The sequence below is a fragment of the Streptomyces sp. P3 genome, from assembly GCF_003032475.1.
Lineage (GTDB): Bacteria > Actinomycetota > Actinomycetes > Streptomycetales > Streptomycetaceae > Streptomyces.
Window position 1 is genome coordinate 9,359,751 of record NZ_CP028369.1, and the last position, 13,589, is coordinate 9,373,339.

General features: G+C 72.9%; 9 protein-coding genes and 1 pseudogene. 7 read left to right on the forward strand and 3 right to left on the reverse strand.

The features are described from left to right. Window positions 1-149 precede the first annotated feature (149 nt). Together C6376_RS41490 and C6376_RS41495 are read left to right on the forward strand one after the other, a co-directional pair. Window positions 150-947: an oxygenase MpaB family protein gene (locus C6376_RS41490; RefSeq protein WP_107448344.1), complete on the forward strand. Its 798-nt coding sequence runs from the start codon at window positions 150-152 to the stop codon at window positions 945-947. Between the two features lie 55 nt (window positions 948-1,002). Continuing rightward, window positions 1,003-2,049 (forward strand): annotated as a pseudogene (locus tag C6376_RS41495) (serine/threonine-protein kinase); the annotation flags it as partial. Window positions 2,050-2,247: 198 nt separating this feature from the next. Here the strand turns inward: C6376_RS41495 and C6376_RS41500 are convergent. Continuing rightward, complete coding sequence (locus tag C6376_RS41500) at window positions 2,248-3,138, reverse strand: NUDIX domain-containing protein (protein ID WP_107448345.1); 891 nt, start codon at window positions 3,136-3,138, stop codon at window positions 2,248-2,250. Between the two features lie 171 nt (window positions 3,139-3,309). Between C6376_RS41500 and C6376_RS41505 the strand changes: the two genes are divergently transcribed. From C6376_RS41505 to C6376_RS41525, 4 genes are all read left to right on the forward strand, one after another. Then, the gene (locus C6376_RS41505) at window positions 3,310-4,935 is read left to right on the forward strand and encodes an NAD(P)/FAD-dependent oxidoreductase (RefSeq protein WP_254076289.1); all 1,626 of its coding nucleotides are present in this window, start codon (window positions 3,310-3,312) and stop codon (window positions 4,933-4,935) included. A 165-nt stretch (window positions 4,936-5,100) separates the two neighbouring features. Further along, window positions 5,101-6,210 carry a nitronate monooxygenase family protein gene (locus C6376_RS41510; protein ID WP_107448346.1) on the forward strand — a complete coding sequence of 370 codons (1,110 nt, stop codon included), beginning with the start codon at window positions 5,101-5,103 and terminating at the stop codon, window positions 6,208-6,210. After that, complete coding sequence (locus C6376_RS41515; protein ID WP_107448347.1) at window positions 6,207-7,760, forward strand: acyl-CoA synthetase; 1,554 nt, start codon at window positions 6,207-6,209, stop codon at window positions 7,758-7,760. Before C6376_RS41510 ends, C6376_RS41515 begins: the two co-directional genes overlap by 4 nt. 287 nt (window positions 7,761-8,047) lie before the next feature. After that, window positions 8,048-9,544, forward strand: a complete 1,497-nt coding sequence (locus C6376_RS41525) for an acyl-CoA synthetase (RefSeq protein WP_107448349.1) — start codon at window positions 8,048-8,050, stop codon at window positions 9,542-9,544. 15 nt (window positions 9,545-9,559) lie between these two features. Here C6376_RS41525 and paaK read toward each other — a convergent pair whose 3' ends face one another. Together paaK and C6376_RS41535 are read right to left on the reverse strand one after the other, a co-directional pair. After that, complete coding sequence (paaK, locus tag C6376_RS41530) at window positions 9,560-10,858, reverse strand: phenylacetate--CoA ligase PaaK (RefSeq protein WP_107448350.1); 1,299 nt, start codon at window positions 10,856-10,858, stop codon at window positions 9,560-9,562. 132 nt (window positions 10,859-10,990) lie between these two features. Beyond that, window positions 10,991-12,595: an acyl-CoA synthetase gene (locus C6376_RS41535; protein WP_107448351.1), complete on the reverse strand. Its 1,605-nt coding sequence runs from the start codon at window positions 12,593-12,595 to the stop codon at window positions 10,991-10,993. Between the two features lie 177 nt (window positions 12,596-12,772). On the opposite strand from C6376_RS41535, the gene C6376_RS41540 reads away from it, so the two are divergent. Beyond that, a complete protein-coding gene (locus C6376_RS41540; RefSeq protein ID WP_107448352.1) occupies window positions 12,773-13,573 on the forward strand; it encodes a crotonase/enoyl-CoA hydratase family protein in 801 nt (266 codons plus the stop codon). Window positions 13,574-13,589: the final 16 nt, after the last annotated feature.

Below are 13,589 nucleotides of genomic sequence, written 5' to 3' on the forward strand. Positions count from 1 at the left end.
CGGCTCTCCCGATCTCCGCTCCCGGCCCGAGCGCCGGCCAGGCCGGTAGCGGACCGTCGGCTGCTCTGTGCTTCCGGGGCAGAGCAGCCGACGTGCTGCTGCCTGACCAGCAGTCGCAACAGGCCCTTTAAGGTTGCATCTCCTGGCAGATGCACGGCGACCCGATGATGTGGGTCGCGGGGATCCGCGCGCTCTACCTCCAGGCGCTGCACCCGCGAGCCGTCCGCGGCGTCACCCAGAACTCCGACTTCCGGCGCGACGCCTGGGGCCGGCTGATGCGCACCGCCGACTTCGTCGGCACCACTGCGTACGGAACGGCCGAGGCGGCCGAGAAGGCGGGCGCCCGCGTCCGCAGGATCCACCGCATGCTGTCCGCGACCGACCCGGAGACGGGGGAGCGGTACGGCGTCGACGAGCCCGCGCTGCTGCTGTGGGTGCACTGCGCCGAGATCGACTCCTATCTGCAGGTGCTGCGCCGCTCCGGCTACCCGCTCACCGACGCGGCCGCCGACCGCTACGTCGCCGAACACCGCGTCAGCGCCCGACTGGTGGGCCTCGACCCGGAGACGGTGCCCGCCGACCGGGCGCAGATGGCGGCGTACTTCGACCGGACCCTCCCCGAGCTCGCCGCGGGAGCGGAGGCCCGCGAGGTCGACGACTTCCTGCGCCGTCCGCCCGTCCACCCCCTGCTGGTCCCGGCACGCGCCGTGCTGTGGCGGCGCGTGGCGAACCTGGCGTATGCCTCGCTGCCGCCGTACGCCCACGCGCTGTACGGCAGACCCGCCCCCGCACCCGCCGTCGTCACCCGCCGGCTGCGTGCCACGGGCGCCGCGCTGCGCTGCGTTCCCGCACGTCTGCGATGGCAGCTCCCGCCCAAACACGTCCTGCGGGCGATGGCGAGACTGGGCCCCGAAAGCCGTCCGGCACCGTACAAGGTGCGACGATAGGCCGCCATACTGAACCCTCTGGGGGAGGGCCGGAAAGCGACGGGGGCGGCACACCATGGCGGAGAGCACGCTGATCCAGGGCCGTTACCGGCTTCTGGACCGTATCGGGCGCGGTGGGATGGGCGAGGTGTGGCGGGCCCGTGACGAGTCCCTCGGCCGGCAGGTCGCCGTGAAGTGCCTCAAACCGGCCGGACCGCACCACGACCCGTCCTCGGGACGCGTCCTGCGCGAGCGGTTCCGGCGCGAGGGCCGGGTGGCCGCCGCGCTCCAGCACCGCGGGGTGACGGTCGTCCACGACTTCGGTGACCACGACGGTGTCCTCTTCCTCGTCATGGAACTCCTGGACGGCCGCAACCTGTGCCAGTTGCTGGACGACGGGGAACGCCGGCCGCTGCCCGTGCCGGAGGTCGTCGACATCGCCGACCAGGTGGCCGCGGCCCTCGCCTACACCCACCGCCAGGGCGTGGTGCACCGCGACCTGAAGCCGGCGAACATCGTGCGCCTCGGCGACGGCACCGTGAAGATCTGCGACTTCGGCATCGCCCGCCTCAGCCACGACGTGGGTTTCACCTCCCGGCTCACCGGCACCGGCATCGCCATGGGCACCCCGCACTACATGTCGCCCGAGCAGATAGCGGGGGAGGAGGTCGACCGGCGCAGCGACCTGTACTCGCTGGGATGCGTGCTCTACGAGATCGCCACCGGCCGTCCGCCGTTCGACCTGGACGACCCCTGGGCGATCCTCGTCGGACACCGGGACACCCCGCCGCGGCCGCCGCGCGAGCACCGCGCCGACCTGCCGGACCACCTCGACCGGATCATCCTCGACCTGCTCGCCAAGCAGCCCGCCCAGCGACCCCACGACGCCCGCGAGATCGTCCAGCGCATCGCCGAGGCCCGCAGCACGCCGACCGGCCCGTCCACGTCCGTGCCGTCGCGGCCCGCGCCGCAGCCGTCCGGGGGGCACACGGCGGACGGCGGTGGTCCCCGACTGCCGTCCTGGACCCGGGGCATGACCGTCGGTCACCGGGCCGTCGGCGCCGGACCGCGGGGCGCGCGTCCGGACGCCGGGGCTGCACTGACCGACGAGTGGATCCCCCGGGCGACCCTGGTGGCGGTGCCGACTCCGGACGGTGCGCAGGCCCCGTGAAGCCGGGCGCACCGGGTCTTGCGGGACCGCGCCGCACGACGACACGGTCCGCGTCACACCGCACTGCCCGGCCGCCGGGGCGAGCGGGAGGCGCGGCGCACCGGGGCCGTCTGCAGGGGGCGGCCCAGGCCCGCCGGCCGGGACACGCCGTCACGCCGGGGCCGGTTGCCGCTCCCAGCCCAGCTCCGAGTACGGCCGTCCCGCACGGATCCCGGCGACGGCCGTGCGCGCGTAGCCGACCATCGGCTCCGGCAGCGCGTCCAGCGGCCACCAGTTCCAGCCCAGGCACTTGTCCGGTTCCAGCAGCCGTGGCTCGCCGCTCCAGCGCCGGGCCCGGAAGACGAGCTGCAGGCGCGGCCGGGCGGTGGGCGAGTCGACGACATGCACGACGTGCACGAGCTCGACGTCGCGTGCCGCGATCTCCAGTCCGGCCTCCTCCCGGGCCTCGCGGACGAGACACGCCACCGCGGACTCCCGCTCGCAGTGGCCGGCCAGGAAGTGGTGCCTCAGGGGCGCGAAGGGCGAGTCCGGGTGGCGCAGACCGAGGAGGATCTCGCCGTCGCGCTCCAGGTAGAGGTGGACGCCCACGGCGTTGAGGACGGGCTCCCGCACGGTCGGCTGCGGCGGCGGGGCGACCGGGTCCGCCTGGTGCCGGGCGATGACCTCCGCGGCGCCCGGTGCCATCGTCAGGTGCGCGGTGGTCGCCGCGTCGAAGAAGGCGAACATGATGCCCTCGGTGACGGGCAGCCGCGAGGGATCGCCGTCCCAGCCGCCCAGGAAGACCTGGATGCCGTCGACGACCGCGTACCGGGTCAGCCCCTCGAGGACCAGGCCCGTCTCCTCCCTCAGCTCGCGGGCGACGGCCTCATCGAGCGTCTCGTCCCCCTCGCACGCGCCGCCGGGCAGCGACCAGAGGCCCGCGTCACAGATCGGTTTGTGCGCGTCCCGCAGATGCAGGAGGTACTGGCCGCGCCGGTTGACCAGCATGGCGGCGGAATTGCGCGGCTCGGCTCCGGGCATGGCGGACGTCTGGACGGTCATGGGCTCCCCCTGAATCCAACGCGCTTGCACCTCGACGCACTTGAGGCCATGACGATCGTAGGGGAGCCCGGCCCGCACCGGCCCGCACCCCGGGTTCCGGCTCCGGAGCCGTGGAGCAGCCCGGCGCAACCCCCTCTGGCCGACCTTGATCGGCCCGTGTTACGAAGAACCATGGCTGCACACGAAGGACGCGCTGGACGCGCGGGACACGAGGGCGATCACGGCCGGCGGGATCACCGGGGGCGCAGCGTCCACGACGCCGTCGTCGTCGGCGGCGGGCACAACGGTCTGGTCGCCGCCGCCTACCTGGCCCGGGCAGGACGGTCCGTGCTGGTGCTGGAGCGGCTGGACCACACCGGGGGCGCCGCCGTCTCCACCCGGCCGTTCGCCGGGGTCGACGCCCGGCTCTCGCGCTACTCCTACCTGGTCAGCCTGCTGCCGCAGAAGATCGTGCGGGACCTGGGGCTCCGCTTCCGCGTCCAGAGCCGCACGATCTCCTCGTACACCCCCGTGGAGCGCGACGGACGGGCCACCGGGCTGCTCGTGGGCGGTGGCGCCCGGCGCACGCGGGAGGCGTTCGCGCGGCTGACCGGCGGCGAGCGCGAGTACGCGGCCTGGGAGCGTTTCTACGAGATGACCGGGCGGGTCGCCGGGCGGGTGTTCCCCACGCTCACCGAGCCGCTGCCGACCCGCGAGGAACTGCGCCGGCGCGTCGACGACGAGGAGGCCTGGCGGACCCTGTTCGAGGAGCCGATCGGCGTCGCCGTGGAGGAGCGCTTCGCGGACGACCTGGTGCGCGGCGTGGTCCTGACCGACGCGCTCATCGGCACCTTCGCCGACGCCCACGACCCCTCGCTCCGGCAGAACCGCTGCTTCCTGTACCACGTGATCGGCGGCGGCACCGGCGCCTGGGACGTCCCCGTCGGCGGCATGGGCGCGCTCACCGACGCCCTGGCCGCCGCCGCCCGTGACGCGGGCGCGGTCCTCGCCACCGGCCACGAGGCGGTGCGGATCGACACGGACGGCCGTACGGCGGAGGTCGCCTACCGCACGGCCGACGGCGAGGGCGTCGCCGTGGCCCGGCACGTCCTGGTGAACGCCTCGCCGCAGGCGCTCGCGGCCCTCACCGGCGACGCCCCGCCGACCCCCGCCGAGGGCGCCCAGCTCAAGGTGAACATGCTGCTGAAGCGGCTGCCGAGGTTGCGGGACAGCTCCGTCGACCCGCGCGAGGCGTTCGCCGGCACCTTCCACATCGCCGAGGGCTACCGCCAGTTGGCCGCCGCGCACGCCCAGGCCGCGGCCGGCGGGCTGCCCGCCGCCCCGCCCTCCGAGATCTACTGCCACTCCCTGACCGACCCGAGCATCCTCGGCCCCGACCTTGTCGAGCGGGGCTACCAGACGCTGACGCTGTTCGGCCTGCACACGCCCGCCCGGCTCTTCGCACGGGACAACGACGCCGTACGCGAGGAACTGCTGCGCTCGACCCTCGCCCAGTTGGACGCCCACCTCGCCGAGCCCCTGGCGGACTGCCTGGCCACCGACGCCGAGGGCCGCCCCTGTATCGAGGCGAGGACCCCGCTCGACCTGGAGCGCGACCTCGGACTGCCCGGCGGCAACATCTTCCACCGCGACCTGAGCTGGCCCCACGCCCAGGAGGGGGCGGGACGCTGGGGGGTGTCGACCCCGCACGCGAACGTGCTGCTGTGCGGGGCCGGCGCGGTGCGCGGCGGCGGAGTGAGCGGCGTGCCGGGGCACAACGCCGCCATGGCGGTGCTCGAGGAGCACGCCGGAGTCTGACGGCAGGCACGGTCAGGCATCCGGTCGGGCATCCGGTCGGGCATCCGGTCATGGATCCGGTCATGGATCCGGACAGGCGTCCGGTCCGGGCGTCCGGCGGCAAGAATCTGACGGTCTATCAGAAAGGCTCTTCCGTCGTCCGCGTTGCTGCGGCATCCTGCGCCCATGCAGACGGAGCTGAGCACACAACTGGGAGTCGAGCACGCCGTCTTCGGCTTCACGCCGTTCCCCGCGGTCGCCGCGGCCATCAGTCGCGCGGGCGGCTTCGGCGTGCTCGGCGCGGTCCGCTACACCGACCCCGACGACCTCAAACGCGACCTCGACTGGATCGAGGCGCACGTCGACGGCCGGCCCTACGGGCTCGACGTCGTCATGCCCGCGAAGAAGGTCGAAGGGGTGACCGAGGCCGACGTCGAGGCGATGATCCCCGAGGGGCACCGGAAGTTCGTGCGTGACACCCTCGCCGCCTACGGGGTGCCCGAGCTGGCCGAGGGCGAGGCCTCCGGGTGGCGGATCACCGGCTGGATGGAGCAGGTCGCCCGCAGTCAGCTCGACGTCGCCTTCGACTACCCGATCCGGCTGCTGGCCAACGCCCTCGGCTCACCGCCCGCCGACGTCGTCGACCGCGCCCACGAGCGGGGCGTCCTGGTGGCCGCCCTCGCCGGCAGCGCCCGGCACGCGCGCAAGCACAAGGACGCCGGCATCGACATCGTCGTCGCCCAGGGATACGAGGCGGGCGGCCACACCGGCGAGATCGCCTCCATGGTGCTCACCCCGGAGGCCGTCGACGCGGTCGCCCCGCTGCCGGTCCTCGCCGCGGGCGGCATCGGCAGCGGGCGGCAGATCGCCGCCGCCCTCGCGCTGGGCGCCCAGGGCGTCTGGCTCGGGTCGCTCTGGCTGACCACCGCCGAGGCCGACCTGCACTCGCCCGCCCTCACCCGCAAGCTCCTCGCGGCGGGCTCCGGCGACACGGTCCGCTCCCGCGCGCTGACCGGCAAGCCCGCCCGCCAGCTGCGCACCGAGTGGACCGACGCCTGGGACGGCCCCGACGGCCCCGGCACCCTGCCGATGCCCCTGCAGGGCCTGCTCGTCGCCGAGGCCGTCTCCCGCGTCCAGAAGTACGAGGTCGACCCCCTGCTCGGCACCCCGGTCGGTCAGATCGTCGGCCGGATGAACGAAGTCCGCAGCGTGCAGGAGGTCTTCGACGACCTCACCCGCGGTTTCGAACAAGCCGTCGACCGCGTCGACCGCATCGCCGGAAGGAGCGGCCAGTGACCAGCACACCCCCCGCGGGATTCTGGGCCCAGGCGAGCCGGGATCCCGACCGCGTCGTCCTGATCGCCCCGGACGGCGAGGAGTGGACCGCCGGCCGCCTGCACGCCGCCGCCAACCGGCTCGTGCACGGTCTGCGCGCCGCCGGACTGGAACGCGGCGACGCCTTCGCCGTCGTCCTGCCCAACTCGGCCGAGTTCTTCACCGCCCATCTCGCCGCCAGCCAGGCCGGCTTCTACCTGGTCCCGGTCAACCACCACCTGACGGGCCCCGAGATCGCCTGGATCGTCTCCGACTCCGGCGCCAAGGTGCTGCTGGCCCACGAGCGGTTCGCCGACCAGGCCCGCCGCGCCGCCGACGAGGCGTCGCTGCCCGCCGGTCAGCGGTACGCCGTCGGTGGGATCGACGGGTTCCGGCCGTACGCCGAACTGCTCGCCGGCCAATCCGAATCGCCGCCCGCCGACCGCACCCTCGGCTGGGTCATGAACTACACCTCGGGCACGACGGGCCGTCCGCGCGGCATCCGGCGGCCGCTGCCCGGCAAACCGCCCGAGGAGGCCTACCTCGGCGGTTTCCTCGGCATCTTCGGCATCAAACCCTTCGACGACAACGTGCATCTCGTCTGCTCGCCGCTCTACCACACGGCGGTGCTCCAGTTCGCGGGCGCGTCCCTGCACATCGGCCACCGGCTGGTCCTGATGGACAAGTGGTCACCCGAGGAGATGCTCCGGCTGATCGACGGCCATCGCTGCACGCACACCCACATGGTCCCCACCCAGTTCCACCGGCTGCTCGCCCTCCCCGAGGAGGTGCGGGCGCGCTACGACGTGTCGTCCATGCGGCACGCCATCCACGGCGCCGCGCCCTGCCCCGACCACGTGAAACGGGCGATGATCGACTGGTGGGGCCACTGCGTCGAGGAGTACTACGCGGCCAGCGAGGGCGGTGGTGCGTTCGCCACGGCTCAGGACTGGCTGAAGAAGCCCGGCACGGTCGGAAAGGCCTGGCCCATCAGCGAGCTGGCGATCTTCGACGACGCGGGCGACCTGCTGCCGGCCGGTGAACTCGGCACCGTCTACATGAAGATGACGACGGGCGGCTTCGCCTACCACAAGGACGAGGACAAGACGCGCAAGAACCGCATCGGCGAGTTCTTCACCGTCGGCGACCTCGGCGTGCTCGACGAGGACGGCTATCTGTTCCTCCGCGACCGCAAGATCGACATGATCATCTCCGGCGGCGTCAACATCTACCCCGCCGAGATCGAGTCCGCCCTGCTGGCCCACCCGGCCGTCGCCGACGCGGCTGTCTTCGGCATCCCGCACGACGACTGGGGAGAGCAGGTGAAGGCCGTCGTCGAACCGGCGCCCGGCCACGAGCCCGGACCCGCCCTCGCCGCCGCCCTCCTCGACCACTGTGCCGACCGGCTGGCCGGCTACAAGCGGCCCAGGAGCGTCGACTTCATCACCGAGATGCCCCGCGATCCCAACGGCAAGCTGTACAAGCGGCGGCTGCGGGAGCCGTACTGGGAGGGCCGGACACGTCCCGTGTGACCGCGGACGGCCGGCGGCACGGCGACGGCCCCTCGGCGAGGGCCCGATCCGGCCGCTCGGCGTGGGCCGGACCCGGTCACCGCTGGGTGGGCGCCGGGCCCGGCCGCTCGGGCAGCACCCTGACCTGCGCCCTCGACGAAGGCCCGCCCAGGCCGTTCGGCGAGAAGGGCGACCGCGGCCCTGCGGCGGCGGCCGGGCCCGCGCCGCCGGTGTTCGGGACCGGCCGCGGCCCGGTCCCCGTCACGGCGACTTGACCTGCCCCGGGTCCCGCCCGAGGATCATGGGTCATGACGCCCGGACACGGCAGCACGGTCGACGGGGTGCTGCGTCGCAGCGCCCGCCGCACCCCGGCGCGCGTCGCGATCGAATACCGCGACCGCACCTGGACCTACGAGGAACTCGACGAAGCCGTCTCGCGCGCGGCGAGTGTGCTGCGCGGCGCCGGTCTCGCCCCCGGCGACCGGGTCGGCGCCTACGGCCACAACTCCGACGCCTACGTCATCGCGTTCCTCGCCTGCGCCCGCGCCGGCCTGGTCCACGTCCCCGTGAACCAGAACCTCACCGGCGACGACCTGGCGTACATCGTGCGCCAGTCGGGCAGCACGCTGGTCCTCGCCGACCCCGACCTCGCGGCCCGGCTCCCCGACGGCGTGCGCACGTCGCCCCTGCGCGACGCCGAGGACTCGCTGCTCGCCCTGCTCCCCGCGGCCGATCCGTACGACGGCCCCGGGCCGCGTCCCGAGGACCTGGTGCAGCTGCTCTACACCTCCGGTACGACGGCCCTGCCCAAGGGCGCGATGATGACGCACCGCGCCCTGGTGCACGAGTACCTGAGCGCCATCGCCGCCCTCGACCTGAGCGCCGGCGACCGTCCCGCGCACTCCCTGCCGCTGTACCACTCGGCGCAGATGCACGTCTTCCTGCTGCCCTACCTCGCGGTCGGCGCGACGAACCTCGTGCTGGACGCCCCCGACGGCGACCGCCTCCTGGACCTGATCGAGGCGGACCGCGTCGACAGTCTGTTCGCCCCGCCGACCGTGTGGATCGCCCTGGCGGGCCGCCCCGACTTCGGCGAGCGTGACCTGAGCGCACTGCGCAAGGCCTACTACGGCGCGTCGGTCATGCCGGTGCCCGTGCTGGAGCGGCTGCGCGAACGCCTGCCGAGGCTCGGCTTCTACAACTGCTTCGGGCAGAGCGAGATCGGCCCGCTCGCCACCGTCCTCGCGCCCGACGAGCACAAGGGGCGGATGGACTCCTGCGGGCGCACGGTGCTGTTCGTGGACGCCCGGGTCGTCGACGAGGACGGGGCGGACGTGCCCGACGGCACGCCCGGCGAGATCGTCTACCGCTCCCCGCAGCTGTGCGAGGGCTACTGGGACAAGCCCGAGGAGACCGCCGCGGCCTTCCGCGACGGCTGGTTCCGCTCCGGCGACCTCGCCGTGCGCGACGCCCACGGCTACTTCACGATCGTCGACCGGGTGAAGGACGTCATCAACACCGGTGGCGTACTGGTCGCCTCACGCCAGGTCGAGGACGCGCTGTACGCCCACGACGCCGTCGCGGAGGCCGCGGTGATCGGGCTGCCCGACGAACGGTGGATCGAGGCGGTGACCGCGGTGGTGGTCGCGCGCGGCGAGGTGAGCGAGGAGGAGCTCATCGCGCACGCCCGCGAGAGGCTCCCGTCGTTCAAGGCCCCCAAGCGGGTGGTCTTCGTGGACGAACTCCCGCGCAACGCCAGCGGGAAGATCCTCAAGCGGGAACTGCGCGGGCGGTTCGGCTCGTGACCCTCGCGGTCCTCGTCACTCCCGGGGCCGCAGGTCCACGATCCGCCTGATCTTGCCCACCGACCGCTCCAGCGACTCGGGGTCGACGATCTCCACGGCGGCGGACACGCCGATGCCGTCCTTCACCGCCGCCGCGATGGCCCGGGCGGCCGTGTCGCGGTCGGCGGGCGTGGCGTCGCGGCGGGCCTCCGCGCGGATCGTGAGGGCGTCGAGGCGGCCCTCGCGGGTCAGCCGGAGCTGGAAGTGGGGCGCCACGGCCGGAGTCCGCAGCACGATCTCCTCGATCTGGGTGGGGAAGAGGTTCACGCCCCGCAGGATGACCATGTCGTCGCTGCGGCCGGTCACCTTCGCCATGCGGCGGAAGACCCGGGCCGTCCCCGGCAGCAGGCGGGTCAGGTCCCGGGTGCGGTAGCGGACGATCGGCATGGCCTCCTTGGTGAGCGAGGTGAACACCAGCTCGCCCTCCTCGCCGTCCGGCAGGACCTCGCCCGTGAGCGGGTCGACCACCTCGGGGTAGAAGTGGTCCTCCCAGATGTGCAGCCCGTCCTTGGTCTCCACGCACTCCTGGGCCACTCCCGGTCCGATCACCTCCGACAGCCCGTAGATGTCGACCGCGTCGATCGCGAACCGCTCCTCGATCTCCTGCCGCATCCGCTCGGTCCAGGGCTCGGCACCGAAGATCCCCACCCGCAGCGAGGTGGAGCGCGGATCGACGCCCTGCCGCTCGAACTCGTCCAGCAGGGTCAGCATGTAGGACGGCGTCACCATGACGACCCGGGGCTCGAGGTCCTGGATCAACCGCACCTGACGGGACGTCATTCCGCCCGAAGCCGGGATCACCGTGCAGCCGAGGCGTTCGGCGCCGTAGTGCGCGCCGAGGCCGCCGGTGAACAGGCCGTAGCCGTACGCCACATGGACCGTGTCGCCCGGCCGGCCGCCCGCGGCGCGGATCGAACGGGCCACCAGGTCCGCCCAGAGGGACAGGTCGGCGTCCGTGTAGCCGACGACCGTCGGCCGGCCCGTGGTGCCGCTTGAGGCGTGGATGCGGCGGATGCGCTCCCTGGGGACGGCGAACATGCCGTACGGGTAGTGCGCGCGCAGGTCGGCCTTGGCGGTGAAGGGGAACCGGGCCAGATCCCCGAGGTCGCGGCAGTCGTCGGGATGGACGCCGGCCTTGTCGAAGGCCTCACGGTAGAAGGGCACACGGGCGTACGCGTGACGCAGCGAGGCGCGCAGGCGTTCCAGCTGCCGTGCGCGCAGGGCGTCCTCGGTGAGGCGCTCGCCCTCGTCCAGCGCGTTCCCCGCGTCCGCCATGGAGACTCTCCCTCACCTGAATCGCACCAATACGGGCGACCGATCATTCGGTCGATCTTCCTCGGGATCAGTAATCCAGGCCCGAGGCCGTCAGGCAAGAGTTCGGCTACGGGTTTTGCCCGAGGGCCGCGATCAGGAGTTCTCCGCCAGCGCCGCCTCCCGCGCCCACCGGTAGTCCGCCTTCCCGCTCGGGGAGCGGCGGATGGACTCGGTGAGCACCAGCTGGCGCGGGATCTTGTAGCCGGCCAGCCGGGTGCGGCAGTGACTCTGGATCTCCTCCAGGGAGAGCGGCGCGGCGCCCCGGCGCACCTGGACCACCGCCGCCACATGGGCGCCCCACCGCGCGTCCGGCACCCCGGCCACCAGGGCGTCGTACACGTCCGGATGCGCCTTCAGCGCCTGCTCGACCTCCTCGGGGTACACCTTCTCGCCGCCGGTGTTGATGCACTGCGAGCCGCGCCCGAGGACGACGACCACGCCCTCCTCGTCGACGGTGGCCATGTCGCCGAGCAGGACCCAGCGCTCCCCGTCCTTCTCGAAGAAGTTCTCGGCGGTCTTCGCCGGGTCGTTGTAGTAGCCGAGGGGGACATGGCCGCACTGGGCGACCCGGCCGACCTCACCCGGAGCGGTCGCCTCCTTCGTGGCGGGATCGACCACCCGGGTACGCGAGTTGACCCGGACGCGGAAGCCGCGCTCGGGGCCGGAGTCCTCCGTGGCGGTGCCGTTGAAGCCGGACTCCGAGGAGCCGAAGTTGTTCAGCAGCATCGCGTTGGGCATCAGCGCCCGGAACTGCCGGCGCACCGTGTCCGACATGACGGCCCCGGACGAGGAGACGCTGAACACGGACGAGCAGTCCGTTCCCCGCATCGGGCCCTCGAGCGCGTCGATCAGCGGCCGCAGCATCGCGTCACCGACCAGGGAGATGGCGTTGACCCTCTCCTTGGCGATGGTCCGCAACACCTCCTCGGGCACGAACTTGCGGTGCAGCACGACCCGTTGGCCGAAGTTGAAGCCGATGAACGCGGTGAGGGTCGATGTGCCGTGCATCAGCGGGGGAGTGGGGAAGAAGGTGATCCCGGAGCCGCCCGCGGCGACCCGCTCGGCGAGCTCTTCGGGCTTCTTCACCGGCTCCCCGGTCGGTGCCCCGCCGCCCAGTCCCGCGAAGAACAGGTCCTCCTGACGCCACATCACACCCTTGGGCATGCCGGTCGTGCCGCCCGTGTAGATGATGAACTGGTCGTCCCCCGAGCGTGCCGGGAAGCCGCGCTCCGGGGAGCCGCCCGCCTCGGCGTCCGCGAAGGAGACGATGCCCTCGCCCGACGGCCCGACCCGTATCAGGTGGCGCAGCGCCGGCGTCTGCGGCAGCGCGGCGGCCACCCGGTCGGTGAACTCCGCCTCGAAGACGAGGGCGACCAGGTCGGCGTCCCGGTAGAGGTAGACCAGCTCCTCCTCGACGTACCGGTAGTTGACGTTGACCGGCACGATCCGGGCCTTGAGGCAGCCGAGCACTGTCTGCAGGTACTCGACGCCGTTGTACAGGTGCAGGCCGAGATGTTCGCCGGGGCGGATCCCGCTGTCGAGGAGGTGGTGGCCGATGCGGTTGGCCGCGGCGTCCAGCTCCGCGTACGTCAGACGGCGTTCCGCGCCCGAGCCCGGGTGGTCCACGTGGACGAGCGCCTCGCGGTCGGCCGCCACGTCGACGACCGACTCGAACAGGTCGGCAAGGTTGTACTCCACCGTTCCTCCTGACCTCACGACGGCGCGGCTCCCAGACGGTTCGCCGGTCATCAGAGCAAAGGGCACGGCAAGTGGGAAGGGCCCCGGCCAAGAAATCTGACTGTCTGTCAGAAAACCCTTGAACTGCCATCACGCCTCCTGCAACCTGTTCTCGTTCTTTCCGAGGGGAGATCTGCGATGGGCGGTACCGAACACCTCACCGTGCGGCGCGAGGGCGCCACACTGGTGCTCACGCTCAACAGGCCGGAGGCCAGGAACGCGCTCTCGATCGCCATGCTCGTCGGCCTGTACGACGGCTGGCTCGAGGCCGACGCGGACGACTCCGTCCGTTCGGTCGTCCTCACCGGCGCCGGCGGCTCCTTCTGCGCCGGCATGGACCTCAAGGCGCTCGCCGGCCAGGGCATGCAGGGCGAGCAGCACCGCGACCGGCTCAAGGCCGACCCGGACCTGCACTGGAAGGCGATGCTGCGCCACCACCGCCCCCGCAAACCGGTGATCGCCGCCGTCGAGGGCCACTGCGTGGCGGGCGGCACCGAGATGCTCCAGGGCACCGACATCCGCGTCGCGGGGGAGTGCGCGACCTTCGGCCTCTTCGAGGTCAGGCGCGGTCTGTTCCCGATCGGCGGTTCCACGGTCCGCCTGCCACGGCAGATCCCGCGCACCCACGCCCTGGAGATGCTGCTCACCGGACGGCCCTACAGCGCACAGGAGGCCGCGGCCGTCGGACTGATCGGGCACGTCGTCCCCGCCGGTGCCGCGCTGGACCGGGCCCTGGAGATCGCCGAACGCGTCAACGCCTGCGCCCCGCTCGCCGTCGAGGCCGTCAAGGCGTCGGTGTACGAGACGGCCGAGCTGACCGAGACCGAGGGGCTGGCCGCCGAACTCGTGCGTGGCTGGCCGGTGTTCGACACCGACGACGCCAAGGAAGGCGCCCGCGCCTTCGCGGAGAAGCGGCCGCCCCGCTACCGGCGGGCCTGACCCTCACGAGGCCCCG